The 24,521-nt window shown below is 70.1% G+C and carries 26 protein-coding genes; 9 read left to right on the plus strand and 17 right to left on the minus strand.

All coding sequences use genetic code 11. From position 1 onward, the window contains the following. Positions 1 to 37: 37 nt before the first annotated feature. Positions 38 to 2,353, minus strand: coding sequence for a DUF1566 domain-containing protein (locus VMR06_RS12490; RefSeq protein ID WP_325376801.1), 2,316 nt, complete (start codon positions 2,351 to 2,353; stop codon positions 38 to 40). A gap of 230 nt (positions 2,354 to 2,583) precedes the next feature. Between VMR06_RS12490 and VMR06_RS12495 the strand changes: the two genes are divergently transcribed. From VMR06_RS12495 to VMR06_RS12515, 5 genes are all read left to right on the plus strand, one after another. Then, on the plus strand, positions 2,584 to 3,681 hold the full coding sequence (locus VMR06_RS12495; protein WP_325376802.1) for a phospholipase A: 1,098 nt from the start codon (positions 2,584 to 2,586) through the stop codon (positions 3,679 to 3,681). Positions 3,682 to 3,775: 94 nt separating this feature from the next. Beyond that, entirely contained in the window at positions 3,776 to 4,036 is a 261-nt protein-coding gene (locus tag VMR06_RS12500; protein ID WP_325376803.1) for a hypothetical protein, read from the plus strand. 139 nt (positions 4,037 to 4,175) lie between these two features. Beyond that, complete coding sequence (locus tag VMR06_RS12505) at positions 4,176 to 4,547, plus strand: VOC family protein (protein WP_325376804.1); 372 nt, start codon at positions 4,176 to 4,178, stop codon at positions 4,545 to 4,547. A gap of 64 nt (positions 4,548 to 4,611) precedes the next feature. Next, on the plus strand, positions 4,612 to 4,947 hold the full coding sequence (locus VMR06_RS12510; protein ID WP_325376805.1) for a hypothetical protein: 336 nt from the start codon (positions 4,612 to 4,614) through the stop codon (positions 4,945 to 4,947). Positions 4,948 to 5,388: 441 nt separating this feature from the next. Further along, positions 5,389 to 5,847, plus strand: a complete 459-nt coding sequence (locus tag VMR06_RS12515; protein ID WP_325376806.1) for a hypothetical protein — start codon at positions 5,389 to 5,391, stop codon at positions 5,845 to 5,847. A 201-nt stretch (positions 5,848 to 6,048) separates the two neighbouring features. Here the strand turns inward: VMR06_RS12515 and VMR06_RS12520 are convergent, their stop codons facing one another. From VMR06_RS12520 to bla, 3 genes are all read right to left on the minus strand, one after another. Then, the gene (locus tag VMR06_RS12520) at positions 6,049 to 7,059 is read right to left on the minus strand and encodes a hypothetical protein (RefSeq protein WP_325376807.1); all 1,011 of its coding nucleotides are present in this window, start codon (positions 7,057 to 7,059) and stop codon (positions 6,049 to 6,051) included. A 120-nt stretch (positions 7,060 to 7,179) separates the two neighbouring features. Further along, entirely contained in the window at positions 7,180 to 8,982 is a 1,803-nt protein-coding gene (locus VMR06_RS12525; RefSeq protein ID WP_325376808.1) for a DUF4153 domain-containing protein, read from the minus strand. 174 nt (positions 8,983 to 9,156) lie between these two features. Then, positions 9,157 to 10,038 (minus strand): class A beta-lactamase, encoded by an 882-nt coding sequence (bla, locus tag VMR06_RS12530; RefSeq protein WP_325376809.1) that lies wholly within the window; start codon positions 10,036 to 10,038, stop codon positions 9,157 to 9,159. A 98-nt stretch (positions 10,039 to 10,136) separates the two neighbouring features. On the opposite strand from bla, the gene VMR06_RS12535 reads away from it, so the two are divergent. Genes VMR06_RS12535 through VMR06_RS12545 form a run of 3 tightly spaced genes read left to right on the plus strand, consistent with a single transcriptional unit; the run spans position 10,137 to position 13,065 of the window. Then, complete coding sequence (locus VMR06_RS12535) at positions 10,137 to 11,012, plus strand: LysR family transcriptional regulator (protein ID WP_325376810.1); 876 nt, start codon at positions 10,137 to 10,139, stop codon at positions 11,010 to 11,012. A gap of 58 nt (positions 11,013 to 11,070) precedes the next feature. Then, positions 11,071 to 11,679, plus strand: a complete 609-nt coding sequence (locus tag VMR06_RS12540; RefSeq protein ID WP_325376811.1) for a hypothetical protein — start codon at positions 11,071 to 11,073, stop codon at positions 11,677 to 11,679. Between the two features lie 57 nt (positions 11,680 to 11,736). After that, positions 11,737 to 13,065 (plus strand): hypothetical protein, encoded by a 1,329-nt coding sequence (locus tag VMR06_RS12545; RefSeq protein ID WP_325376812.1) that lies wholly within the window; start codon positions 11,737 to 11,739, stop codon positions 13,063 to 13,065. Between the two features lie 42 nt (positions 13,066 to 13,107). Here the strand turns inward: VMR06_RS12545 and VMR06_RS12550 are convergent, their stop codons facing one another. The 8 genes from VMR06_RS12550 to VMR06_RS12585 form a co-directional block, all read right to left on the minus strand. Then, a complete protein-coding gene (locus VMR06_RS12550) occupies positions 13,108 to 14,361 on the minus strand; it encodes a tetratricopeptide repeat protein (protein WP_325376813.1) in 1,254 nt (417 codons plus the stop codon). Beyond that, a complete protein-coding gene (locus tag VMR06_RS12555; RefSeq protein ID WP_325376814.1) occupies positions 14,358 to 14,801 on the minus strand; it encodes a cytochrome c-type biogenesis protein in 444 nt (147 codons plus the stop codon). The genes VMR06_RS12550 and VMR06_RS12555 overlap by 4 nt, the downstream gene beginning before the upstream one ends. Next, positions 14,798 to 15,337, minus strand: coding sequence for a DsbE family thiol:disulfide interchange protein (locus VMR06_RS12560; protein WP_325376827.1), 540 nt, complete (start codon positions 15,335 to 15,337; stop codon positions 14,798 to 14,800). The genes VMR06_RS12555 and VMR06_RS12560 overlap by 4 nt, the downstream gene beginning before the upstream one ends. Before the next feature lie 2 nt (positions 15,338 to 15,339). Beyond that, the gene (locus tag VMR06_RS12565; protein WP_325376815.1) at positions 15,340 to 17,307 is read right to left on the minus strand and encodes a heme lyase CcmF/NrfE family subunit; all 1,968 of its coding nucleotides are present in this window, start codon (positions 17,305 to 17,307) and stop codon (positions 15,340 to 15,342) included. Positions 17,308 to 17,606: 299 nt separating this feature from the next. After that, positions 17,607 to 18,500: an AraC family transcriptional regulator gene (locus VMR06_RS12570; RefSeq protein WP_325376816.1), complete on the minus strand. Its 894-nt coding sequence runs from the start codon at positions 18,498 to 18,500 to the stop codon at positions 17,607 to 17,609. An 85-nt stretch (positions 18,501 to 18,585) separates the two neighbouring features. Then, positions 18,586 to 19,365, minus strand: coding sequence for a DNA-binding domain-containing protein (locus tag VMR06_RS12575; protein ID WP_325376817.1), 780 nt, complete (start codon positions 19,363 to 19,365; stop codon positions 18,586 to 18,588). Continuing rightward, positions 19,362 to 20,216, minus strand: coding sequence for a DUF692 domain-containing protein (locus VMR06_RS12580; protein WP_325376818.1), 855 nt, complete (start codon positions 20,214 to 20,216; stop codon positions 19,362 to 19,364). The genes VMR06_RS12575 and VMR06_RS12580 overlap by 4 nt, the downstream gene beginning before the upstream one ends. A gap of 46 nt (positions 20,217 to 20,262) precedes the next feature. Then, positions 20,263 to 20,526 carry a hypothetical protein gene (locus VMR06_RS12585; RefSeq protein ID WP_325376819.1) on the minus strand — a complete coding sequence of 88 codons (264 nt, stop codon included), beginning with the start codon at positions 20,524 to 20,526 and terminating at the stop codon, positions 20,263 to 20,265. A gap of 278 nt (positions 20,527 to 20,804) precedes the next feature. On the opposite strand from VMR06_RS12585, the gene VMR06_RS12590 reads away from it, so the two are divergent. Continuing rightward, positions 20,805 to 21,263, plus strand: coding sequence for a DoxX family protein (locus VMR06_RS12590; RefSeq protein WP_325376820.1), 459 nt, complete (start codon positions 20,805 to 20,807; stop codon positions 21,261 to 21,263). A 19-nt stretch (positions 21,264 to 21,282) separates the two neighbouring features. On the opposite strand, the gene ccmE is transcribed toward VMR06_RS12590, so the two are convergent. Genes ccmE through ccmA form a run of 5 tightly spaced genes read right to left on the minus strand, consistent with a single transcriptional unit; the run spans position 21,283 to position 24,020 of the window. Further along, positions 21,283 to 21,738 carry a cytochrome c maturation protein CcmE gene (ccmE, locus tag VMR06_RS12595; RefSeq protein WP_325376821.1) on the minus strand — a complete coding sequence of 152 codons (456 nt, stop codon included), beginning with the start codon at positions 21,736 to 21,738 and terminating at the stop codon, positions 21,283 to 21,285. Further along, positions 21,735 to 21,914, minus strand: coding sequence for a heme exporter protein CcmD (gene ccmD, locus VMR06_RS12600; protein ID WP_325376822.1), 180 nt, complete (start codon positions 21,912 to 21,914; stop codon positions 21,735 to 21,737). The genes ccmE and ccmD overlap by 4 nt, the downstream gene beginning before the upstream one ends. Further along, the gene (locus VMR06_RS12605) at positions 21,907 to 22,671 is read right to left on the minus strand and encodes a heme ABC transporter permease (protein WP_325376823.1); all 765 of its coding nucleotides are present in this window, start codon (positions 22,669 to 22,671) and stop codon (positions 21,907 to 21,909) included. The genes ccmD and VMR06_RS12605 overlap by 8 nt, the downstream gene beginning before the upstream one ends. Positions 22,672 to 22,695: 24 nt before the next feature. After that, positions 22,696 to 23,379, minus strand: a complete 684-nt coding sequence (ccmB, locus tag VMR06_RS12610) for a heme exporter protein CcmB (protein ID WP_325376824.1) — start codon at positions 23,377 to 23,379, stop codon at positions 22,696 to 22,698. Next, positions 23,376 to 24,020, minus strand: coding sequence for a cytochrome c biogenesis heme-transporting ATPase CcmA (ccmA, locus tag VMR06_RS12615; RefSeq protein ID WP_414648128.1), 645 nt, complete (start codon positions 24,018 to 24,020; stop codon positions 23,376 to 23,378). Before ccmA ends, ccmB begins: the two co-directional genes overlap by 4 nt. Between the last annotated feature and the right edge of the window lie 501 nt (positions 24,021 to 24,521).

The raw sequence follows: 24,521 nt of genomic DNA on the forward strand, positions 1-24,521 counted from the left end.
GCGGCTCGCGCAGCACGCGGTGCCGCGGCCTGCGCGCTCACAGATGAGCGTCGATCCAGGCGATACGCTGCGTCAGCCAGTCCCTGAGGTAGGCGATCTCGCCCTCGTACGAGCCGGCGACCACGGCGTTGGGCCAGTGGATCTCGGTCAGCACCGGCCACGGCTCGAAGTTCGTGCCGAACGCGGTGCCGTAGGTGTCCAGGTGCGTCTCGATCGCGTCGAGCAGCGTGTCGATCTGGCTGGTCTTGAGCGCGTCCCAGCGCGCGCGGACCGCCGCGTGGAAGGCCGGATCCTGGAACAGCCGCTCGTACCAGGGACCGCCGCGGATCCACCAGCCGTAAGGATCGTTCTTGACGCCGTGGAAGAGGTTGCCGGCAGCGATGTCGAAGTCCCACAGCGGACCGCGCGAGAACCTGCCGCCGCGATCCTTGAAGTTCCAGATGCTGCTGCCGTCGCGCGCGTCCTGGTTCTTCATGAGTTCGTTGACCAGATACCAGTCGATGAAGCTGGCGGTATCGAGCCAGGCCGGGTAGCCGACGGTCGGATCGGTGAAGTGGGCACCGTAGAGCGCCGCCTCGGTGCTGCGCACGTAGTGGACGATGTAGTTGTACTGCTCCGGCACCAGGGTCTCGTCGTCGGGATTGTCGATGCAGAACGGCACGCGGCCGGTATCGAACTGCACCCACGGTGCGCAGTCGCGCCGGCCGTCGATCTCCAGCAGATAGCCGCCGGAGATCGCCGGCTCGGCGATGTCGCCGGGGCCCAGCTCCGGAATGTTCACGCGATCGCGGTCGATGCGGATCTGCTCGGTCAGCTGATAGACGCCGACGTAGCGGCCGTTGAGATGCACGTCTACGAAACGCGAGCGCGGCGTCCAGGCCATGCCGAGACGTCGCCCGGTCTCGAAGGCCAGTTCGTTGCGCAGCATCGTCTTATCGGCATGATTGGCCAGCAGCACCCAGTGCTTGCTGTCGGGCATGCCGAGCAGCGGTGTCTTCTGCGCCAGCTTGAGCCGATAGGGCTTCTTGTCCATCAGCCAGGTCGTGTTGCCGCGGCCGCGGATCTGCAGCGCGCCGGCATGGCTGAAGCCGCCGCCCTCGAGCGTCATCTGCGCATCGACGTAATCCTCCCGGCCGATCGGCGCGGCTCCGGCGGTCGCGATCGAGAGCACCGGCAGGGTCTGCTGCGCCGGCAGCGGCGGCGGCGCCTCCAGGTCGTCGGCGAACACGCCGTCGCGAAGCTGCCCTGCGGCGGCCGCGCTCGCGGTGCGCACCGGCCGCATGCGCGCCAGCGCGGTCTTGTCCATCGCGAAGAGGTTGCCGTCGCCGAAGAAGACCGCCCAGGCCATGCGCACCACGTGCCGGTTCGAGGTCGAGGTCCAGTAGGCCGTGCCGGCGGTGTTCGGGAATCTGACCGCATCGATCGCCGGCCGCGTGCCATCGCGTCGGACCAGGCTGGCCAGCTCCTTGACGTTGGGCAGGCGCCAGTCGGCATGGCCGCGCCAGTTCTGCTGGTTGAGCGTCTGCACGCGCAGCAGCGCCTGCTGCCAGGTCATCTCCTGAGGCACGCCCTGGCATTGCGCGCCGCCGAACTGGCCGACCGAGCAGCGATCCCACATCAGGCCGCTGCGCGGATCGGTCACGGTACCGTCGCCGTTGTCGATCGGCGCGCCGAACCGATCGCCGCCGGTCACCAGGCGCACCATCGCGGTCTTGCCGCGCGCCAGCGGATTGACCTGGCCGCCGTGGAAATTGACGACCCAGCTGCGCTCGCGCGGCGCGCGCTCGGCGGTCCAATGGAACGCCACCGCCGTGCCCGGCAGGAAGTCCGGATCGATCGACGGCGCGGCGCTGCCGTAATCGACCAGTTGCTGCAGCTCCTTGACGCTCGGCAGCCGCCAGCCGTAGTGGCCGCACAGACCGCCGTCGGCGTTGGCGGCGCCGGCGGCGCGGCGCGCCTGCAGCCAGTCGACCGCATCGCTGTGGATCGCCCAGATCAGACCGGTCACGTTGTCGCGCGTGCAGGCCCAGTCGTCGGGTCCGCTGCCCGGCAGCGCATCCAGCGGCAGCGCCGCGCCGCGCGTGGACAGCTTGCTGAAATCGAACCCCAGCCGCCCCGCACCGATCTTCGGCAGGTTGCCGGTCAGCGCCGCGTTGTCGCGGCCGTCGGTCGCGTCCTGTCCGGGCCAGGCCGGATCGTCGCACGCGATCTGCGTGATCAGGTCGCCGGCCGTGTAGCAGCTGTCCAGGCCGGTATCGTTGATCCGCTGCGGCAGGTCGGCCGCCGCCTCGACGCCGATACCGAGCAGGCCGAGCAGCGGCCAGGCAAAACGAAAGGAAATGGCAAGGGCCATGGCGGGTGTCCTCCGCAGTGGGGTTCGGGACCGCGCGAGCGCAGACCGGTTCCTGGGAACGGCACGCGGCGGCCGCGTGCCTCGAGTCGTCGCCTTCAGGGGGACTCACCCGGTTGCGGCGCGCGCTTGGCCATGGCCTGCGCCGGCGCCCTTGCCCTGCCGGGGGGAAGTCGATAGCGTCGCATTATGCAGCCCACGTTTCGGTCTGCAAGCGCAATCGGAGCTCGTCGATGCCGTCCACAGCCGCGTTTCGCCGCGTCCCTTCCGTCGCGTTCGGCGCGATCGCGTACGTCGCGCTGCCCGCGTCCGCCGCCGAGGTCGATCTCGCGCAGTGCGTCGGCATCGCCGATGCCAGCACGCGCCTGGCCTGCTATGACGTCGCCGCCGGCCGCAAGGAACTGCCGCCCGGCGTGATCGCCGACGCACCGCCGGAAACGCTGGACACCGCGCCGTCGGCCTCGGCGAAAGCGCCGAACGATCCGGTGTTCCGGCACGACAGCGGCCATCAGCCCAAGCCGAAGGTCTCGCTGCTCGACTCGCGCTGGGAGCTCGATTCGGACTCCAAGCTCGGCACGTTCCACCTGCGCGCGTACCGGCCGGTCTACGTCCTGCCGGCGTTCTACGCGACCAGCCTCAACCGCAAGCCGAGCTCGCCCTCGCCGGACAACCAGGTCGCCGACGCGATCGACATCGATCGTTCCGAGCTCAAGTTCCAGCTCAGCTTCAAGGCCAAGCTCTGGGAGAACATCTTCGGCGACAACGGCGACCTGTGGACCGGCTACACGCAGGTCTCGCACTGGCAGGTGTTCAACAGCGCTACCTCGCGGCCGTTCCGCGAGACCAACTACGAGCCCGACCTCAATCTGATCTTCCGCACCGACTACGACGTATTCGGCTGGAAGGGCCGCCTGCTCGGCATCGGCGTGGTGCACCAGTCCAACGGCCGCGGCGATCCGTACTCGCGCAGCTGGAACCGCGTCGTCGGCAACGTCGGCCTCGAACGCGACGGCTGGACCCTCAACCTGCGCCCCTGGTATCGCATTCCGGAAAGCCGCCGCGACGACGACAATCCCGACATCAGCGACTACATCGGCCGCGGAGAGGTCCAGCTGATCCGCGTGACCAACCGCCATCAGATCTCGCTGCTGGTGCGCAACTCGTTCCGTGGCGACTGGCACGGCGCGGCCCAGCTCGACTGGGCGTTCCCGATCAAGGACGAGCTGCGCGGCCACGTGCAGCTGTTCCACGGTTACGGCGAGAGCCTGATCGACTACAACCACCGCGCCTGGTACTTCGGCGTGGGCCTGTCGCTGCTGGAGTGGTACTGACGGCGGCCGCGCGAAACTGAGCCGATCGGCGCGCCCGACGCGATCCGCACGGCCCGACCCGACCGATCGCACCCCCTCCTGCCGATACGCCGCCATGCACCCGAAGAACCTCGAACACTGGAAGTCGGTGCGGCAGAAGGGCCTGCCGCGCTACGTGCTGGTCCACGGCGTGCTGATGTACGGCCTGCCGCTGTTCGTCGTGATGACGTTCTTCGTGCATCGCGACAAGCTGGCGACCGCGTTCGTCGCGATCTCGGCCGTGCTCTGGACGGCCGGCGGTGTCGTCTTCGGCCTGCTGAGCTGGTGGTGGTGGGAACGACGCTATCGCGCGGCGGGCGCGCGCGGGCGTTCCTGAGCGCCCGTTCGCAGCGGCCGCAACGTTCGGCATCGGATTGGGCGGCGGTCAGACATTGGCCGGCGGTGCCGTTCCGGAAGGCCGGCGAAGCGGTACGATCGCCGTCGCGGTCGGCCGACCCCCTACGCAGGAGCCATCCATGGATCTCGGCGCATTCTCGATCAGTCTGGCGGTGAAGGATCTGGACGCCTCGCGGCGCTTCTACGAAGCCTTCGGCTTCCGCGTGTTCGGCGGCAATGCCGAGCAGAACTGGCTGATCCTCAAGAACGGCGATCACATCATCGGGCTGTTCCAGGGCATGTTCGACAAGAACATCCTGACCTTCAATCCCGGCTGGGACGCCGACGCGCAGCCGCTGCCGAGCTTCACCGACGTGCGCGAACTGCAGCGCCGTCTGAAGGCCCAGGGCATCGTCCTGCAGCAGGAAGCCGATGAGACCACGACCGGCCCGGCCAGCTTCATCGCGATCGACCCCGACGGCAATCCGGTGCTGGTCGATCAGCATCGGTAAGCGATCGATGGCTGGACGGAATACCGAGCCGGCAGTTGTCTATAGCGCCGAGCATCTGCTCAGCATGGCTTCCGATCTGCGAGCGTTACGGCAGTGGCCGTTGCGCGAAGCGTCCGATCTGGATGGCTGGCATCGCGAGATTCAAGCTGTCGTCGAGCGCTGGGGCCGTGATCTCCCCCACATGCCGATCGTGCCCGAAATCTGGCACTACCTGCACGACGCCGATATTCGTCTACGTGATCGTGCCTACTGCGTCGCGCAAGAGGCTCGCCTGGACACCATCATCACGGACATGGAAAGAGGGGTGCTGCCCGCATCGGGTCGTGTTTCAGTCGTGTTGCCTTGGCCGGTCGTCGCTGCGCTCGTGGTGATCGGTGTGATGATCTGGCTTCTGACGTGATGCGAAGGTCGCCGCTCGTCGCGCAGCAGCGTCGGAGTCTGATCCGGGGAGCGCATCACCCCCGGATCAGGTCAGCCATTTGACGAGGACTTCGATCGGCGCGCGTCAGCCGAACGAAGGCATCCGATGCTTCTGGAATGACCGATTGCGCCCGCCCGATGACCGGGCCGGCGGAGAGACTGTCTCTTTCTGGGATCCGATGGCGTCGACTGACGTCCATCTTCGGTGGATTCTTCAGGCCATTCCAGGTGCGAAACGGACGACGAGATCCGGATGGGACATCGGCAATCGCGATGGTTCGGCCCCTGATCCTCCGGCGGCGCTGACTTCCGATCGCGTCGCGGGCGGTCGTTCTTCAAGCGATCTCACAATACGATGCGATCTGGACACGGCTGGGCAATTCTCTCGCGTCTGTCCGATTTCCTGGGCATGCTTTGTTTCATGGCATCCGTTTCGATCATTCTCATGACGCCCGGTATGCTCGAGTCGCAGTCACGACTGAGGCAAGACGCGTTCGGTCCGGTTATCGCCTACGTCGAAGATGTCCATGACCGGTTCCACAGGCTGCCGAGCGATGTGGAGTTCGACACTTGGAAAGCCACTGGCGGGCGCGAGAACCAAGCCTTGTTTCTATACACCGGTGGTGTGCTCGATCCAGACGAATGTCCGTTCGGAGTCGTGCCGGACGATAGCTATGCCATCGTCGCATGGCGTGGGGAGTACTACGATTGCTATGCCGACTGGATCGCACGCTACTCGTTCGACGACACGAGGTACAAGGCGCTAATCGCGCTACAGACCTGCCTGCTCGCGGCCCTCCTGTCCTCGATACTCGCCAGCTATGCAGCCCGCCAGGTATATCGAACCACGACCTCCGTGTTGTGCCCGCCGAGGCATTGATCTACAGCAGAATCCGGCGTGATCGAGCGCCTGCAGTTCCGGAACGTGATTTCAGCGATGCGACTTTCCTTGGACGATGAGCGTTGCTGGGCTTGGCAGGCGGACCGCGTAACGATGCGGTCGGCCGAGGATCGCCCATCGAGCAGGCGATCCCAGCCACGGTACCGGCGAAGATTCGCTCGTTACATCAAGGCGATGAGCTCATCTCTTCTCGAGCGGCACCGCATGCAGCTTGAACGGCAGCGCCGGCTTCGTGCTCGCGCGCTTGGCCGGATCGAGGATCAGGTCGAGCTGGCCTTCGGAGATCCACAACTGCGTCCGGCCGACCTGGGTGACGCCGGTCGGCAGCGCGAGGCCGTCCTTGATCGTCTCGATCTTCGCGCTGTCGCCCTCGATCGTCATGCGGTCGAGCCGGCCGCCGCCCTCGATCAACCAGAACGTAGTACCGTCGATCAGGCGCAAGGTATCCGGCAGCGCCAGCGGCCGTGACGGCGTGATCGGCGTGACCGTGCCGGCCTTGCCGTCCTTGGCCTCGACACGGAACAGCTCGCCCTTGCTGTAGGTATTGACGTAGACGTGGCCGTCGCCGCCGAAGACGATGCCGTCCAGGCCTGCGTCCTGGCCGCTCGGCCCGAAGCGCGGATCGGTCGCCCAGACCGCCAGCGTCTTGCGGTCGGCCGACAGCTTGAGGATCTCGGGCGCCATCGTATTGGTCGCATAGATGCCGCCGTCGGGGCCGATCGCGATGTCGTTGCACAGCGTGCGCTCGCCGGGAAACTTCGCGCTGACCTTGCCTGTGCCGGTCTTGAGGTCGAAGCCCTTCAGCCAGCTGCCGGTCTCGCGGCCGGCAACATGCGGACCGATCACCGCGCCGATGTCGTTCGAGCAGACCCAGAGCAGGCCGGCCTTCTCGTCGGCCAGCACGCCGAACGTCGAGCGTGTGCCGTAGCTGCCCGGGGCGATCCACTCGGTCGCCTTGGTCTCGCCGGGCCGCACGCGAAAGATGCCGCCGTTGCCGAGGCTGCTGACGTAGAGCGTGCCGTCGGCGGTCGAGGTGATCGCCTCGGGAAACGCGAGATCGCCGGGCAGGTCGATCGTGCTGCGCGTGTCCTTGGCGATCGCGCCGGTCAGCGGCAGCAGGCCGGCGAGCACGGCGATCCAGCGGGCGCGGCGAGGATGCGAACGGCGACGGACGAGCGAAGACTCGGGCATGCGGCGGACTCCGGTGCGGGAAGGACCGCCATCCTCGCACGGATACGCGAGCGTTCGGCGTGCGCCGATCACCATCGACGCATCGCGATCGCGGTCCGGCAATCGTTCGCGGTGATCGCGCTAGTTCTCGCGCGCGGACGCGTCGCTCGGCAGTTCAGGCACCACACTCGGCGTAGCGACACGATCGTCGACGATCAGGTCCGGCCAGCGCCGCGGCTTGATCTCGACCTCGCCGTTGCGCAGCGCCAGCGCGACGCGCTGCACGTCGTCGCCGACGTACCAGGTCAAATTCGCCGCGCGCTCCCACCGGCCCTCGTCGGAACGCGTCCACAGTGCGCACGCGGTCATGACGTGCATGCCCAGATCGCACAGCAGCACGTCGCTTCGGCCGTCACCGTCGAAATCGCGGTCGATCGTGACGCAGTCCGAATCGGTCATCACGCAATTGCCGGCTGCGAACGGCTCCGCGAGAAGCGCCTGCAGCATCGCCGGATCGGGTGAAGCGGAGCCGCGCGCCGGGCGGATTCGCGCCGCGAGTTGGTCGGCACTCGAAGCACGGCTGCGCGGACGCTGCGGATCGTCCGGCATCGCCTTACGCTCGAGCATGCGCTGCACCGATTCGGCCAACGCCGCATCGGCGACGATGCGCGGATCGGATCGCAGCGTCTGCAGGGCCCGGTAGCCGTAACGGCCGCTGTCGAAGCGCAGATAGCGCACGCCCAGATGCTCGGCATCGGTCCGCCCATCCTGCCAGCGGCGCAGCTGATCGTTGACGCCGATGCGATGCGGATCGAGCAGTGGCGAGTTGAGTGCGCCGATCACCGCGATCGTCAGCAGCGACAGCGCAATGTTGATGCGTGGCAATGCCGCGAACCACTGCGCGCGCGGCCGCAGCACGCCGATCGCGTACGCGAACGCCGCGATCGTCAGCATCGAGCAGATCGTCACCGCGAACACGCGTTCGCTGGTCCAGCCGTACTGGCCGATGCGCAGACCGAGCGCGTAGAGACCGATCGCGCCATACACCGGCAGCGTCAGCACACCGGCTTCGATCACGCGACGCAGCCAGGCCGGATACGGCGACGGCTGCGTACCGTCCTGCCAGACCGCATTGAGTCCGAGCACGCTCGCCGCGATCACGCTCATCAGGATGAAGGTGGCCGAGCGCGTGTTCCATAGCGCATCGAGGCCGGTGAACGGCAGGCTGGCCACGAACAGCACGGCGACGCAGGCGATCAGCGGCAGCAGGCCGATCGCGATCGCCACCACGACCTGGCGCGCCGTGCGGATCGCTCGGTGCTGGGTGCGGCCGATCAGGATGCCCAGGCCCGCCAGCGCGCCGGTGGCGAGGTACTCGAACGGATCGCTGCGGAACAGCTCGCGAAAGAAGGTGATGTCGATCAGCGCGAACAGCGATGCCCACAGATGCAGCACCAGCCAGCCGATGCCGGTGAACAGGCCGGCCACGGCCAGCGTCAGACCGTTCTGCCAGACGTGCCCGAACAGCTCGGGGTACGGTGCGCACCAGCGACCGTGGGTCAGGCGGCATTGCAGGTAAGGCAGCGCGAGGAAGACCGCGAGCGCGGTCGAGACGCCATAGGGGCCGAGCACCTCGCTCGCATCCAGACCCGGCGCGCCGGTCGCGCTCCAGGCGGCCCAGCTGGCCGGCAGCGCGAGCAGCGCCATCAGGCCGAGCGCGTGCTGCCAGAAGCGCCGATCGCGCAGATGCAGCACCGACAGCGTCATCGCGCCCGGCACCGCCAGCACCAGCGTGTACCAGCACACCCGTCCGCCGAGCAGCGAGAACGGCCACCAGCCGTGCTCCTCGCCGATCTGCACCAGATACAACGCGAAACCCTGCAGCAGCGAGACCAGCACGATGAACTGGCGCTCGGCGCGACCGAGCACGGTGTCCGTGGACATGACGCGCCTCCCCATCCCTATTCGACAAGGCGGCCACACGATGGCCGCGACCGGCAAGGATGCCGTATCGGCATCCGCGCTGGTGATCCTGTGCGTCCGAAGCGGCGAGAGGCGGGCCGTGGCCTTGCCGAAGCAGGGCTTTTCGAAGGCAGACGACGCGGGGCCGATGCCGCCTCAGATCGCCGCCGCGATTGCCCGCGCCACCGCCGCCAGCGTCGCGCTGCGGCGCTCGTCGGCCTGCGGCGAGCCGGTCAGATAGGTCGCGACCAGCAGCGGCGCGCGGCCAGGCGGCCACAGCACGGCGACGTCGTTGGTCGTGCCGGGACCCGAGCCGGTCTTGTCGCCGACGCGCCAGTCCTTCGGCAGGCCGGCGCGCAGGCGGCGGTCGCCGGTGCGGTTGGCGATCAGCCAGTCCGTCAGCTGCCTGCGCGACGCGGCCGTCAGCGTAGCGCCGAGCACCAGATGGCGCAGGTGGCTGGTCATCGCGCGCGGCGTCGTCGTGTCGCGCTCGTCGCCGGGCGGCACGTCGTTCATATGCGGCTCGGGCCGGTCCAGGCGCGTCGTCGCGTCGCCCCAGGTACGCAGGGTCGCGGTCAAGCCGGGCGGTCCGCCGACCAGCGGCAGCAGCAGGTTGGCCGCGGCATTGTCGCTCTGCGTCATCGTCGCCTCGCACAGCTGCGCAACGGTGAGGCCGGCGGCGCCGACGTGGCGCTCGGTGACCGGCGAATGCGCGATCAGGTCGTCGCGGCGGATCGGCACGCGCCGATCCAGGCCGAATTCGCCGCGGTCGACGCGTGCGAGCACCGCACCCGCCAATAGAAATTTGAACGTGCTGCACATCGCAAAGCGCTCGTCCTCGCGCCAGCCGGCGAACCGGCCGTCCGCCGTGTCGAGCACGGCCACGCCGAGCCGGCCGCCGTCGGCGCGCTCCAGCTCGGCCAGGCGCTCGCGCGGCAGTGCGAGCGGCGCAACGGCAGGCGCGGCGCGGCCCGGCGCGGCAACGGCGAGCAGCAGGCTGCCGCCCAGGAGATGCAGAAACTGGCGTCGATCGGTCATCGCGGATCCTCGTGGCGTGCGGCGAGTATTTCGCGCGCCGGCAGCGCTCACCAGCGCGAAGATTTGATCGCAGTCATGCACGCAGCTAATGTCGGCGCATGATCCGACCGCAGCTGCCGTTGAACGCCCTGCGCGCGTTCGAGGCCTCCGCCCGCCATCTCAACTTCACGCGCGCGGCGGTCGAGCTGTGCGTCAGCCAGGCCGCGCTCAGCCACCAGATCAAGGCGCTGGAGGCGCGGCTGGGCGTCGCGCTGTTCCGCCGCCTGCCGCGCGGCGTGGCGCTGACCGACGAGGGCGCCGCGTTGTATCCGGTGCTCAACGAGGCCTTCGACCGCATCGCCGCGGTGCTCGACCGCGTCGGCGGCGGCCACGTGCGCGAGGTGCTCAGCGTCGGCGTCGTCGGCACCTTCGCCAACGGCTGGCTGCTGCCGCGGCTGGCGCAGTTCCAGTCGGCACATCCGCAGGTGGATCTGCGCGTGCTGACGCACAACAACCGCGTGGACCTCGCGGCCGAGGGCCTGGACTGCGCGATCCGCTTCGGCGACGGCGACTGGCCCGGCGTCGAGGCCACCGCGATCGCCGAGGCCGGCCTGACGCCGCTGTGCGCGGCGTCGCTCGCGCAGCGGCTGGCCCATCCGCGCGATCTGGCCGCCGCGACGCTGCTGCGCTCGTACCGCCGCGACGAATGGGCGCGCTGGTTCGCCGCGGCCGGCGCAGCGCCCGTGCCGGCGCGCGGCCCGGTGTTCGACTCCTCGCTGGCGATCGCCAACGCCGCGGCCGACGGCGCCGGCGTCGGTCTGCTGCCGGTGCGGATGTTCGCGCAGGACCTGGCGCGCGGCCGCCTGGTGCAGCCGTTCGCGGCCTGCGTCGACGCCGGTCGCTACTGGCTGACGCATCTGCGCTCGCGGCCGGTGACACCGGCGCTGCGCGTGTTCGGAGACTGGCTGGCGGCGACAGCTGCGATCGCGCCGTAACATGCGCGCCGTCGGCTGACGTCATTCGGCGGCAGCCTCCTCGAGCGAGCATTGCAGCATGAGTGAACCATCCACTGTCGCACCGTCCGGCTTGCGGATCCGTCTGCGCGAGAAGCTGCCGGAAATCCTGATCGAGGCAGCGTCGGTCGTGCTCGCGCTGCTGCTCGCCCTGGCCGCCAACGACTGGTACGACCATCGCCAGGAAGCCGAACGCACGGTCAAAGCGCGTGCGGCGATCATGGCCGAACTCGCGCAGAACCATCGCGAGCTGCTGACCGCGCAGCCACGCCTGCATCAGATCGTGGCCGATCTGACCGGCGTGCTCGAGCGGCCGCCGGACGCCGACCGCGAAGTCAAGGTGAACCTCGGTCTGTCGCTGCTCTCGCAGGCGGCCTGGCAGGCTGCGCTGACGACGCAGGCTGCGCAGGGATTGGACTTCGACTGGATGACGCGCGTCGCCCAGGTCTACGAGCTGCAGTCCAGCTACATGCATGCGCAGAACGCCGCCGTCGATGCGATAGCGGCACTGCCTTTCCGCGACGAGCTCGCGAACGGGCAGGACGTCGCCCGTCGGCTGATCTCACGGATGCGTGCGCTCTCGCAGCTGGCCGACGGTCTGGTCGGCGCCTACGAGGACATCCTGGAGCAGCCGAACGACGCCGGCTGAGCCGGTTGCGCGGCGTTCTGCGCAGATACGGAGGTTCCCCTGGTCCGGAGCCGTCCGATGTTCGTTCCGCCTTGCCGCAGCGTGTCGTCCACAGGCGTGCTGATCGTGTTGTTCGTGCCGCTGGCTGCCGCCGCGGCCGGCAGCTTCGATCCGTGCCAGCCCGGCACGCCGCTACCGAACGGCGGCGAACGGCTGATCAGCGAGCCGACCGATGCGCAGAACGGTCCGCCGAGCGTGGCGGCGACATCGAGCGGCGGTGTCGTCGCGGCCTGGTGGCGCGCCAATGACGGCAACGGCCAGATCGTCATGCGCCGTCTGGCCGCCGACGGCTCGCCGATCGCCGGCGAGCGCGAGCTGCTGGCGCCGATCGAAGGGCGCGTCATGCTCAACCGGGCCCGGCCCGAACTGCGCGTGCTCGCCGGCGACGCCGTGCAGATCGCCTGGTCCGGCAACTTCTGGGAGCAGACCGGCGCCAGTCAGTGGACCTGGCGCGACACGATCATGACGCGCCGCTACGACCGCGACGGCAATCCGTTGACCGACTACGTGCCGGTACCGGCCCAGCACGACGGCGAACAGGCCTATCCGGCACTGGCGACGACCGCCAGCGACAACACCGTGATCGTCTGGTCCGGCGCCGGCCAGGGCGATACCAACGGCAGCTTCCAGCGCCTGTTCCGCGCCGACGGCGTGCCGTCGGAGGTGGTCTCGCCGGTCAATACCGTCACCGTCAACGGCCAGTTCCAGCCGCGCGTCGCCGGCAGCGCGTTCCGCTATGCCGTGGTCTGGCGCGGCAACGGCCCGGGTGACGATCAGGGCGTGTTCGTGCGCGGCTTCGACGCGGCCGGCATCCCGTTCGGCACCGAGGCGCGCGTCAACGAGACCACGGCCGGCATGCAGCTGCAGCCGGACGTCGCGATGCGGCCGGACGGGCGCAGCGTCGTCGTCTGGCAGGGCAACGGCCCCGGCGACGACTGGGGCGTGTTCGCGCGGCGCTACGCAGCTGGCGGCGCGCCGCTCGGCGGCGAGATCGCCGTCAACACGACGACTGCCGGCAACCAGGTCAATCCGAGCGTCGCGACGATGCCCGACGGCGGTTTCGCCGTCGCCTGGAACGGTGCCGGAGACGGCGACGATGCCGGCGTGTTCGTGCGCCGCTTCGACGCCTACGGCACGCCGCACGGACCGGAGCTGCGCGTCAACGCGACGACGGCCGGCGCGCAGGCGCAGCCATCGGTCGCGGTCGCGCGCGGCGGCGAGATCGTCGTCGTCTGGACCGGTGCCGGCCAGGGCGTGGACTACGGCATCTTCGCGCAGGCCTACACGCGCCCGGTCAATCTGCACCGCTCCGGCTTCGAGCCGGACGAGGCGGCCTGCGTGCCTTGATCCGGCAGGGCGAGGCCGGGCAAGCGGGTACGCGGCGACCCGCTACGGCACCACCTGATCGATCTTCAGCACGATCGGCGCGGTCCGCGTGACCTCGACCGGCGCCGACAGCGTCTGCAGATCGCCGCTCTGCGCGATCGCCTGGCCCGAGCGCGACACGCGCGCGCCGACGACGATGCTCGGGAACATCGACAGCTTCATGTTCGGCAGCATGCCGTTGGACTCGTCGAGCGTGACGGTCAGCGGCAGCTGGCCGGCCGACAGGCGCTGGATCGCCAGCGGCATCGGCGGGCCTTCGGCGGCGCGCGCGAACACGAACAGCGTCGCGTCCGGCGCGAGTCGGTCGGCCAGCGCGGGATCGAGCGAGACCTCGACGGTCAGGCGCGGGCCCGCGGCGGCGGTCTGCGCTGCCGTCGCGCCCGATGGCGGCGCGACTTCCGCTGTCGCGGTGCTGCCGGCATTCGCACCAGCGGCCGGTTCGCCGCCCGGCGGCGCCGGCAGGTTGCCGAGGCGGCGCGCCTCGGCGATGCGGTCCTGGATGCTGCGCGCGACGTTGGACCCGGCCGGCAGCTGCGGCAGCACGCGTTCCCAGATCGCGATCGCCTCGGCATAGTGCTGCGCCTGGTACTCGCTGATGCCGATCAGCCACAGTGCGCGCTGATGGCCGGGGTCGGCCGCGACCACCTCGTCGAGCAGGCGGCGCGACTCGCCTTCGATCCGCTGCGCGGGGCTCGCCAGCGCGAGCGCCTGCGCGTATTCGACCTGCAGGTCCCGGTCGTCGGGCTGCAGCCGGCGCGCCCGCTCCAGCGCATCGCGCGATTCGGCGAAGCGCTGCATCGCCTGATAGGCGCGGCCGAGCAGCGCCCAGCCGGTCGCGTCGTCGGGGTTCTGTTCGAGCTTGGCGACCAGGCCGGCGACGGCCTGATCCATGCTCATGCCGTGTTCGCCGCCCGGTGCGGCGGCGGTCAGCGCGGCCGGATCGAGCGCCTCGGGCGTGCCGATCGTCCGGTACAGCACGATCGCGCTCAGCGGCAGCAGCAGCGCGACCAGCAGCACCGTCACCGAGGCCGGCCGGTTCGGCGCGCCGGCCGCGGTCGCGACCTCGGGCAGGGCGGCGCGCTTGGCGGCGTATTCCTCGGCGCTGATCACGCCGGCGGCATGCGCCTGGTCGAGCGCGCGCAATGCGCGTGCGTCGGGGCCGGACATCGCGCCGCGCCGCCGCAGCAGCGGCACCACGACGAGCGCCAGGGCGGCCACGGTCATCAGCGCGGCCAGCAGGAAGAAGCGTAGTGTCACCAGTCGTCCCCGTCGGATGGGCGTGTCGATGTCGAGGCGCCGAGCGCGCGGCTGCGCCGGCGCACGATCGTGATCACCGCGAAAAGTCCGATCGCCAGCACCACGGCCGGACCGAACCAGAGCACGAGGGTGCCGCCGCGCAGCGGCGGGTCGTACAGCACGAAATCGCTGTAGCGGTCGGTCAGCCAGCGCTTGATCTCCTCGTCGCTCTTGCCGGCCTGCATCTGCTCGAACACCTGCTGGCGCAGATCCTGGGCGAGCGGCGCGTTGGAGTCGGCGAGGTTCTCGTTCTGGCAGACCAGGCAGCGCAGCTGGCGCGTGAGCTGCTGGAAGCGCTGTTCCTGCGCCACGTCGGCGAACGGCAGCGGATCGATCGCGTGCGCGATCGGAGCCAGCGTCAGCAGCACGGCCAGTACGATCGAGCGAAGACGCGTCGTCATGGCGCGGCTCCGAGCGCGTCGATCGCCGGCTTGAGCTCGCTCTGGACCGATTCGGGCGTGAACGGGCCGATGCGCTTGTAGCGGATGACGCCGTTGGCGTCGATCAGGAACGTCTCCGGCGCACCGTAGACGCCGAAGTCGATCGCGACGCGGCCGTCGTAGTCGACCAGGATCTGGTCGTACGGATCGCCGAACTGCGCGAGCCAGCGCTCGGCATCGGCGGTCTCGTCCTTGTAGTTGAAGCCGATCAGCGGCACGCCGAGCCGGCGGATTTCGCCCATGAACAGCGGATGCTCGACGCGGCAGGCCTGGCACCAGCTCGCGAATACGTTGAGCAGATACGGCTTGCCGGCAAGCTCGGCGCTGCCGACGCGGCGCTCCGGATCGCCGAGCAGCGGCAGCGCGTACACCGGTGCGGGCTTGCCGACCAGCGGCGAGCGCACCTCGCGCGTGTCGTGGTGGGCGCTCCAGTAGATGCCGAACGCGAACAGCACGACCAGCAGCGCGAACGCGATCAGCGGCAGCACCCGCGACAGCCTCATGCCTGCGCCTCCGTGACGGCGGCGCCGGGCGCTGCGGGCCTGGCGGCGCGGACCGCACGGAAGCGGCGGTCGCCGGCGGCGACGAATCCGCCGAGCATCATCAGCAGCGCGCCGACCCAGATCCAGCGGATGAACGGCTTGTGGTAGACGCGCACGGCCCAGGCGCCGTCGGTGCCCAGCGGCTCGCCGAGCGCGACGTAGAGATCGCGGAACACGCCGGCCTGTATGGCCGCCTCGGTCTGCACCTGGGTGCCCTGCGAGTACTGGCGCTTCTGCGGATGCAGTACCGCGATCGTGCGGTCGCCGGCGGTCACGGTGACCGTGCCCTGATCGGCGCTGAAGTTCGGGCCTTCCTGGTGGCCGACGCCGTCGAAGCGGAACGTCGCCTCGCGGATCGTCACCGACTCGCCCGGCGCCATGCGCAGATCCTTCTCGATGCTGGTCGCCTCGGTCACCAGGACGCCGGCGACGAAGACGGCGATGCCCAAGTGCGCCAGGATCATGCCGAACATCTCCGGCGTGTAGCGGCGCCCGGCCGGCAGCCGCCGCCAGCGCGCGATCGCGAACAGCACGATGCCGGCGCCGACCCAGATCGCCAGCGCGAGGCCGGCGATCGCCTTGGCCGGCAGCCCGTCGCCGAGCAGCCACGCTGCCGGCATCGCCAGCACGGCCAGGATCAGCGCCGGGCGCAGCGAACGCAGCGCGGCGCCGATGTCGCCCTGGCGCCAGTTGAGGAACGGCCCGAACGGCACCAGCAGCACGACCGGCAGCATCAGCAGCACGAACATCAGCCCGAAATACGGCGGCCCGACCGAGACCCGGCCGAGGCCGAGCGCCTCGCCGATCAGCGGATACAGCGTGCCGAGCAGCACCATCGCCGCGGCGCAGGCGAACATCAGGTTGTTGACCAGCAGCGTGGTCTCGCGCGAGACCGCCGCGAACGGCTCGCCGCCGGCGATCTTCGGCGCGCGCAAGGCGTAGATCAGCAGCGAGCCGCCGACCGTGACCGCGAGGAACGCCAGGATGAACGTGCCGCGGCCCGGATCGCTGGCGAACGAATGCACCGAAGTGATCACGCCCGAGCGCACCAGGAACGTGCCGAGCAGCGACAGCGAGAACGCGAAGATCGCCAGCAGCAGCGTCCAGGCGCGGAACGAGCCGCGCTTCTCGGTGACCGCCTGCGAATGGATCAGCGCGGTGCCGACCAGCCACGGCATGAACGAGGCGTTCTCGACCGGATCCCAGAACCACCAGCCGCCCCAGCCGAGCACCGAATACGCCCACCACGAGCCGAGCGCGATGCCGAGCGTCAGAAAGCCCCAGGCGACATTGGTCCACGGCCGCGACCAGCGCACCCACTCGCGGTCGAGCTTGCCGCCGAGCAGGGCCGCCAGCGCGAACGCGAACGCGATCGAAAAGCCGACGTAGCCCATGTAGAGCATCGGCGGATGGATGATCAGGCCCGGGTCCTGCAGCACCGGATTGAGATCCATGCCGTCAGGCGGTACCGGCAGCTCGCGCGCGAACGGATTGGAGGTCAGCACCGTGAACGCGAGGAAGCCGACGCTGACGAAGCCGAGCACGCCGAGCACGCGCGCGATGAAGTCCTCCGGCAGATGGCGCGAGAACGCCGCCACCGCGACGATCCACAGATTCAGGATCAGCACCCACAGCAGCAGCGAGCCCTCGTGCGCGCCCCATACCGCCGAGAACCGGTAGTACCACGGCAGCAGCAGGTTGGAGTTCTGCGCGACGTAGGCGACCGAGAAGTCCTGGGCGAGGAAGGCGTAGGTCAGGATCGCGTAGGCGATCGCGACGAACACCAGCTGGCCGGCGGCGATCGGCCGCCCGGTCGCGATCAGCGCGCGGTTGCCGAGCTGCGCGCCGACCAACGGCAGCACGCATTGCAGCAGCGCCAGCAGCAGCGCGAGGATCAGGGCGAATTGTCCGAGTTCGGGAAGCATGGCGGCACGCGGCGACGGCGGGAGGCGCCGATCCCGGAACGGAACGGGGCGCAGCCGTCGAGACTACCAAAAAAGACGGACCGGCCCTGCTGCGACGCGTCGCGGCGCGCTTTCCGGAGCCGCGCACGTCGATGCGTGCGGCGATTTGCCGCCGAGCGGTTCGCGCCCGGGCCGGCGCGATCGGTCCCGATGACGCGTGCGCCGACCGAGCGCGCCGTGACGGCGGCGAAGACGGCGGCCGGCTGCCCGATTCGCGTCGCGATCGGCGACCGCCATCGACGGCGGTGCCGGCGGATCCGCTACGGCGCGCCGATGTCCTCGCCGCCGGCGCGCACCTTGCCGGGGCCGATGCCGGTCAGGCGCTTGAACAGCTTGCGGAACGCCGGCTCGCTCTTGTAGCCGAGCTGCTCGGCGATCGCGGCCACCGACAGGCGCGGATTCTTCAGCAGCTGCCAGGCCTGGCTGACGCGCCAGTGGGCGAGGTACTGCATCGGCGGCGTCTCGAGCAGGGTCGTGAAGCGCTCGGCGAAGGCGCTGCGCGACATGCCGGCCAGATCGGCCAGACGCGCCATCGACCAGTCCTCGTCGGGGCGCGTGTGGATCGCCTGCAGCACGCGCGCGATGCGCGGATCGGCCAGCCCCGCGAACAGGCCGCGCGGATGCGCGCTCTGCGTCGCGTACTCGCAGACCGCGAGGATGAACAGGCTTGCGGCCAGCGTATTGAGCACGACCTGCCGGCCCAGGCCGCCGCGCCGCGAGGTGTCGATCAGCACGGCGGCCAGGTGCGCGAACGCCTCGCCGCCGTCGCGCGCGCGGACGATCACGCAATCGGGCAGCGCGCGCAGCACCGGATTGTGCGTGCCGATCAGGAACGTGAACTCGCCGCACAGCATGCTCGTATAGCCCGGATCGGCGTCGGCGACCGGCGCGCAGGCATCGTCGGCGCGCAGCAGATGACCGCTGCCGTGCGGAAACATCACCAGGTCGCCGGCCTCGAGCACGAGCGGGCCGCCCAGCGCCGGCGCCTCGATCACGCAGCGGCCTTCGCCGATCAGATGGAACGCGCCGTGACGCGTCGCCGGCTCGCGCTCGAGCCAGGCGCCGCAGTAGCGCAGGTCTTCGACGATCTCGACGCGCAGCTGCACGCCGTTCAATGCCGATTCCAGCACCTGTTCGATCGGGCTGTGGCGCATCCGTTGAAGCACGCTGGCCGGTGGCGGCCGCCGGGCGGTCGATCTGTGCAGTGTAGGCGGATGCGCGAGCGGGCGCCGGCCGCCCTCAGCCGCCGAGCGCATCGCCGTCCGGAGCGGCGATCCAGCCGGCCTCGATCCAGTCGCGCAGGGCCTGCGCGGCCCGCGGTGCCGCCGCCGCGCCATAGCGTCCGGCCAGCGCCTCGCACAGCGCGCCGAACGGCAGGCCCTGGCGCAGCGCGTCGAGCGCGGCGGCTTCTTCGGCGTCGAGCCGCCGATAGCGCACCTGCCGCTGCCGCCGCCATATCGCCAGCGTGCCCGGCGCCGCGGTCGGCGGCGGCGGCTCCTGGCCGGCGTCGACAGCGCGGCGGATCGCCTCGAGATTCCAGGCGGCCGGCAGCAGCACCAGCTGCGGATGCAGGGACAGCCGCAGGGCCGGCCAGTGCGCGGCCGGCAGTGCCGCGAGACGCTCGGCCTCCAGCGCCGGCAGGTCCTTGGCGTCGAACGCGATCGACAGCGCCCATTCGAACCCGGCCAGCGCCGCCGCCACCGGCGGCGCGGCGGCCGCCTCGCGCAGCCAGTCCGCGAACGCCGCGCCGTACCAGCGCAGGTTCGGATCGCGCGACGGCCGCTCGCGCGCGCAGCGTGCGGTCCATGCGGCGAACGTGTCGGCACCGGCCGTCGCGGCGAGCGCCGGGAACTCCTCGGCGAGCACCTCGTGCAGGCGCTGGCGGTACGCGTGCGCGTAGACGTCCAGGCGCAGCGTCGCATCCGCGTCCGGGGTCGCGCGCACCGCAGCGCTCAATGCGGTGTCGCCGTCGACCAGGCAGGCTGCGAACTGCCGCTGCAGCGCGTGCAGCGTCGTCATGCCGCAGCCCGCACGGACCCGGCCGCGGCGGCGATGCCGCGGGCGATCGACAGCTCCGCCAGCAGCTCGGCCAGCGGCGGTATCGCATCGTCGCGTTCGATCATCGTCGTGACCGCACCGTAGCGCCGCACCGCCTCGGCGTAGAGCCGCCAGACCGGATCGGCGACGGCCGCGTCGTGGGTATCGATCAGCAGCGCGCCGCCGGCGCTGTGACCGGCCAGATGAATCTGCTGAATGCGCGCGGCCGGCAGGCCGGCCAGATAGTCCAGCGGGTCGAAGCCGTGATTGGCCGCGCTGACGTGGACGTTGTTGAGGTCGAGCAGGATCAGGCAGTCGGCCGCCTCGGCCACGGCGGACAGGAACGTCCACTCGGGCATCTGCGAGGCGTGATAGGCGACGTAGCTGGAGACGTTCTCGAGCACCAGCCGGCGGCCGATCGCGTCCTGCACCTGGCCGATGCGTGCGGCGACGTGGGCGACGGCTTCCTCGGTATACGGCAGCGGCAGCAGATCGTGCAGCTGCACGCCGTCGACCGATGTCCAGCACAGATGGTCGGAGATCCACGCCGGCTCGATGCGGTCGGCGAGCGCGCGCAGATCGCGCAGATAGCGGCGGTCGAGCGGATCGGTGCCGCCGATCGACAGCGAGACGCCGTGCATGACCAGCGGGTAGCGCGCGCGGAAGCGCTGCAGATAATCCAGCGGCCGGCCGCCGGGCACCAGGTAGTTCTCGGTGACGATCTCGAGCCAGTCGATCGGCACGGCCGGATCGGCGAGGATCGCCTCGTAGTGGTCCACGCGCAGGCCCAGGCCATGGCCCAGATGCGGATGGCAGCGGGTAGGGGTGTTCATCGGCCGAAGGTCGCGCGGCGGCGCTCGCGCCGCCGCGCGCCGGTCCTCAGGGCGTCTTCTTGGCCGCGTCCTGCGCCGTTTTGCAGGCATCGGCGGACTTCTGCATCGTGAAGCCCTCGCCCTTGCAGGCGTTCTGTCCCTTGCAGGCGTTCTTGGCGCTCTTGCAGGCGCCGTGGCCCTTGCAGGCCGAGGAGTTCTCGCATTTGACCTTGGCGTCGGCGCCTTCGGCGGCGAACGCCGGGCTGGCGACGGTGCCGGCGAAGAGGCCGGCGACGGCGGTGGCCAGGGCGATACCGGTGAGCTTGTTCATGGCGTGGATCCTGTGTGCAGCGGAAGGGGAGCGGCCTGCGACGTAGCGCGGCCGATGCCGCGCGGCCGGGTGCGACTGCGACGACGAAGGCCATTGTCCGCAGCGCCGCGATGCCGGCCTGCGGCCAGGCATCCGGCGCTTATGTCCGCGCGTCCGGCAATTCAGCCGCGGGCAGGACGGCATGGACGCCGGGCCGCAAACGCCGGACGTGCGGACATGGCCGGCGCGCGGCGTGCTGCCTAGGCTGGGCCGTCCCGTCCGCTGCCGTGGAAATACCGATGGAATCCGTGATCGCGCTGTGCCGCCGGCTGCTGAACTTCGCCGCCTCGATCGAATGGCTCGGTCCGCTGCTGCTGCGGCTCGGCTTCGGCTACTTCTGGCTCGAGACCGGCTGGGCCAAGCTGATGAACCTCGATGCGTTCACCGCGCGCTTCGTCGACTGGGGCATTCCGTTCGCGCCGTTCAGCGCGGCGCTGTCGGCCGGCACCGAGCTGGTCGGCGGCGCCCTGCTGATGATCGGCCTGTTCACGCGGCTGGCCAGCGCGGCGCTCGGCTTCAACATGATCGTCGCGATCGCGCTGGTCTTGATCGCTGACGTCAGCACGCTGGACGAATTCGTCGAGCTCGACGAGGTGCTCTACGTGCTGGTCTTCGTCTGGCTGCTGCTGGCCGGCCCCGGCAAGGCCAGCGTCGATCACGGGCTGGCCGGTCGCCTCGGGTTGCCGCGCCGCGGCTGAGCGGCGGCGCGTCGGCCGGTCACTGCGCCTTGGTGGTGTCCACGTCGTGCTTGACGTGGGCCTTGCCCATCGCCTCGGCCAGTTCCTTGGGCATGTAGCCCTCGTCGTGCTTGGCCAGCACCTGGCGCGCGTAGAAGCGGCCCTCGCGCAGCTGGCCGGTCGCGATCACGGCCTGGTTCTCGCGGAACAGGTCCGGCAGGATGCCGGTGTACTCCACCGGCAGCTCGGCGTCGCCGTCGAGCACGACGAAATCCACGCGCAGCGAATCGCTCGCGCGCTGGATCGAGCCCTTCTTGACCATGCCGCCGAGCCGGAACGTCTGGTGGCGCGCGGCCTCGCCGTTCAAGACCTGCACCGGCGTGTAGAGGTAGTTCATGTTCGACTGCAGCGCGAACACGGTCAGCGTGGTCGCCACGCCGACCGCCAGCAGCAGCAGGCTGACCGCGATCAGGCGGCGCTTGCGGGTCGGCGTCATGGCGCCGCTCCGCTGCTGCGGCGCTGCTGGCGGCGCGCCTGGGCGGCCACCTCGCGCAGCACCGACCGGCGCCGCAGCCGCGGCGCGACGTAGTCGATCGCCAGGACCGCGAAGAACACGGCGTAGGACAGCCAGACGTAGAAGCCGTAGCCGCCCATGTCGAGCAAATCAGCCATCGCGGCCTCCTTCGTCCTTCAATGCGGCGGCGCGGACCCAGTCCTTGCCGCCTTCGAGCTCGAGCAGGGCCACGCGCGAGCGCGCCAGCAGACTGCCGAGAAACCACAGCTTGGTCGCCAGCGCCATCACCAGCAGCGGCCAGAGCATGTCGCCGGTGATCGTCGACTTGCCGAACATGCGCACCGTCGAGCCCTGATGCAGAGTGTTCCACCAGGTCACCGAGAAATGCACGATCGGCACGTTGACGATGCCGATCAGCGCGAGAAAGCCGGCCGCGCGCGCGGCCTTGCGGCGGTCCTCGATCGCCGCGTACAGGCCGATCACGCCCAGATACAGGAACAGCAGCACCAGCTCGGAGGTCAGCCGCGCGTCCCAGACCCACCAGGTGCCCCAGGTCGGCTTGCCCCACAGCGATCCGGTGACCAGGCACACGAACGTGAATGCCGCGCCGACCGGCGCGCAGGCCATCGCCAGCGTCTCGCTGAGCTTGATTCGCCAGACCAGCGCGATGAACGCGTTGACGCCCATCACGAAGTAGATGAACAGGCTCATCCACGCGCTCGGCACGTGGATGTAGATGATCCGGAACGCATCGCCCTGCTGGTAGTCGGCCGGCGCCATGACCAGGCCGCCGTACAGGCCGACCGCGCCGAGCACGATCGCCAGCGCGAAGCACCACGGCTGGATCCGGCCGGCGATGCGGTCGAAGATCGGCGGCGATCCGAGTTTGTGGAACCAGAGCGTCAGTGCGTTCATTCGGGGCGGGGTCGACCGTGCGGCCTAGCTCAACGAGATGCGCAGGGCCGCCGCGCAGGCCAGCGGCGCCAGCACCAGGGCCATCGCCAGCGCCGCGCCTAGCCACAGCAGCGGCGCGGCGAACGGCAGGCCGGCCTGGGCCGCATTGCAGGCGCCGGCGGCGAAGATCAGCACCGGTACGTACAGCGGCAGCACCAGCAGGGCCAGCAGCATACCAGAGCGCCGCATGCCGACCGTCAGCGCGACGCAGACCGCGCCGATCAGGCTCAGCAGCGGCGTCGCCAGCGCCAGCGCGGCCAGCAGCACGCCCAGCACCGGCCGCGGCAGATGCAGGAACTCGCCGAGCAGCGGCGCCGCGACGATCAGCGGCACCGCCGCGATCAGCCAGTGCGTGGCGATCTTGCAGGCCAGCAGCAGCGGCAGCGGATGCGGCGACAGCACCAGCTGCTCGAGCGAGCCGTCCTCGTAGTCGCCGCGGAACAGCGTGTCCAGCGCCATCAGGCCGGCCAGCAGCACGGCGACCAGGATCACGCCGGCGGCGATCGACGCCAGCCGCTCGGCCTCGGGCCCCAGCGCGAGCGGGAACAGCGCGACGACCATCAGCGCGAACAGCACCGGATTGAGCGCATCGCCGCGGCGGCGCCAGGCCAGCAGCAGGTCGCGCCGGAACAGCGCGACGCAGGCGGCGGCGGTCGTGCCCGGCTTCATGCGGCGAGCGGCCGGATCGGCAGCCGGCGCGGCGTGCCGGACGTGAATGCGTAGGCACCGTGCGAGGTCACCAGCGCTGCACCGCCGCGGCGCGCATGGGTGTCGAGCAGGCGGTTGACCAGATCGATGCCACCGCGGTCGAGATTCGCGTAGGGCTCGTCGAGCAGCCACAGCGCGGCCGGCACCAGCAGCAGCCGCGCCAGCGCGACGCGCTTCTTCTGGCCGGCCGAGAGCTGCCGCGCCGGCACATCCTCGTAGCCTTCCAGGCCGACGCTGGCCAGTGCCAGCCGCGGCGACACGCCGGCGCGCAGCCCGGCCACGCCGATCGCGAAGCGCAGGTTCTCCAGCGGCGTCAGATCGGTCTTGAGGCCCGGCTGATGGCCGAGCAGGGCGACCTGGTGCGCCAGCGCGGCCAGCCGCAGCGGCTCGCCGTTGAGCAGGATTTCGCCCTCGGCCTCGAGCAGGCCCGACAGCACGCGCAGCAGCGTGGTCTTGCCGGCGCCGTTGTCGCCCTCGATCAGCACCACGTCGCCGGCGTACAGGCGAAAGTCCAGCGGCCCGAAGATCGGCTCGTCGTTGCGCGCGAACGCCAGGCGGCGCGCCTCGAGCAGCGGGATCGGGTCGTGGTCGGGCGCGGTGATCATGGAGCCGGCAATGCTAGCCGGCCGCGCCGGGCGGCGCCATGCGGTGGGGTGGCTGGAGGGCTGCCATTGGCGAAACGTACTCGGAAGGCTGCTCCGGCGTCGCGCATGACATCGGCCATCCGTCTGCGTCGTTTCTCACTGGCATGCTTGCTGATCGCGAGTAGCGGCCGCCGCGCGAACGAGCGTGCCATCCGCGTACTCGCGCGCCCGCTGTGACGATGTGTCACCACCTCGTACTTTTCAAAACCGATCGGTCGAGTTAAGGTTGCCTCACGTCGCAGGGAGGCCCACAGGGGGTGGCCCCGACGCTCAAGTCAGGGTATCGGATCGGATCCGCAAGACGTCTGGAGCGGACGCGCAAGGCGTTCGTTTCTCTCGCTGAGAAGGTGTTCGGCCGGGGCCTGCAAAGGAGTCATGCATGTCCGTGTCGGATCGTGCGCAGCGGCGCGCGTCGTAAGTCGTTGTGATCGGCGGTCGGATCGGAAGCAGCCGTTGCGC

The sequence above is a fragment of the Dokdonella sp. genome (assembly GCF_035511235.1).
Taxonomy (GTDB): domain Bacteria; phylum Pseudomonadota; class Gammaproteobacteria; order Xanthomonadales; family Rhodanobacteraceae; genus Dokdonella.

Bases quoted from the DNA above. Each gene is read 5' to 3' on its own strand.
- VMR06_RS12525 (WP_325376808.1), bottom strand. From the start codon at position 8,982: ATGTCCACGGACACCGTGCTCGGTCGCGCCGAGCGCCAGTTCATCGTG.
- VMR06_RS12545 (WP_325376812.1), top strand. From the start codon at position 11,737: ATGTTCGTTCCGCCTTGCCGCAGCGTGTCGTCCACAGGCGTGCTGATC.
- bla (WP_325376809.1), bottom strand. From the start codon at position 10,038: ATGACCGATCGACGCCAGTTTCTGCATCTCCTGGGCGGCAGCCTGCTG.
- ccmD (WP_325376822.1), bottom strand. From the start codon at position 21,914: ATGGCTGATTTGCTCGACATGGGCGGCTACGGCTTCTACGTCTGGCTG.
- VMR06_RS12535 (WP_325376810.1), top strand. From the start codon at position 10,137: ATGATCCGACCGCAGCTGCCGTTGAACGCCCTGCGCGCGTTCGAGGCC.
- VMR06_RS12580 (WP_325376818.1), bottom strand. From the start codon at position 20,216: ATGAACACCCCTACCCGCTGCCATCCGCATCTGGGCCATGGCCTGGGC.
- VMR06_RS12565 (WP_325376815.1), bottom strand. From the start codon at position 17,307: ATGCTTCCCGAACTCGGACAATTCGCCCTGATCCTCGCGCTGCTGCTG.
- VMR06_RS12490 (WP_325376801.1), bottom strand. From the start codon at position 2,353: ATGGCCCTTGCCATTTCCTTTCGTTTTGCCTGGCCGCTGCTCGGCCTG.
- VMR06_RS12590 (WP_325376820.1), top strand. From the start codon at position 20,805: ATGGAATCCGTGATCGCGCTGTGCCGCCGGCTGCTGAACTTCGCCGCC.
- VMR06_RS12570 (WP_325376816.1), bottom strand. From the start codon at position 18,500: ATGCGCCACAGCCCGATCGAACAGGTGCTGGAATCGGCATTGAACGGC.
- VMR06_RS12605 (WP_325376823.1), bottom strand. From the start codon at position 22,671: ATGAACGCACTGACGCTCTGGTTCCACAAACTCGGATCGCCGCCGATC.
- VMR06_RS12510 (WP_325376805.1), top strand. From the start codon at position 4,612: ATGGCTTCCGATCTGCGAGCGTTACGGCAGTGGCCGTTGCGCGAAGCG.
- VMR06_RS12515 (WP_325376806.1), top strand. From the start codon at position 5,389: ATGGCATCCGTTTCGATCATTCTCATGACGCCCGGTATGCTCGAGTCG.
- VMR06_RS12575 (WP_325376817.1), bottom strand. From the start codon at position 19,365: ATGACGACGCTGCACGCGCTGCAGCGGCAGTTCGCAGCCTGCCTGGTC.
- ccmB (WP_325376824.1), bottom strand. From the start codon at position 23,379: ATGAAGCCGGGCACGACCGCCGCCGCCTGCGTCGCGCTGTTCCGGCGC.
- VMR06_RS12585 (WP_325376819.1), bottom strand. From the start codon at position 20,526: ATGAACAAGCTCACCGGTATCGCCCTGGCCACCGCCGTCGCCGGCCTC.
- VMR06_RS12505 (WP_325376804.1), top strand. From the start codon at position 4,176: ATGGATCTCGGCGCATTCTCGATCAGTCTGGCGGTGAAGGATCTGGAC.
- VMR06_RS12540 (WP_325376811.1), top strand. From the start codon at position 11,071: ATGAGTGAACCATCCACTGTCGCACCGTCCGGCTTGCGGATCCGTCTG.
- VMR06_RS12520 (WP_325376807.1), bottom strand. From the start codon at position 7,059: ATGCCCGAGTCTTCGCTCGTCCGTCGCCGTTCGCATCCTCGCCGCGCC.
- ccmE (WP_325376821.1), bottom strand. From the start codon at position 21,738: ATGACGCCGACCCGCAAGCGCCGCCTGATCGCGGTCAGCCTGCTGCTG.
- VMR06_RS12495 (WP_325376802.1), top strand. From the start codon at position 2,584: ATGCCGTCCACAGCCGCGTTTCGCCGCGTCCCTTCCGTCGCGTTCGGC.
- VMR06_RS12500 (WP_325376803.1), top strand. From the start codon at position 3,776: ATGCACCCGAAGAACCTCGAACACTGGAAGTCGGTGCGGCAGAAGGGC.
- VMR06_RS12555 (WP_325376814.1), bottom strand. From the start codon at position 14,801: ATGACGACGCGTCTTCGCTCGATCGTACTGGCCGTGCTGCTGACGCTG.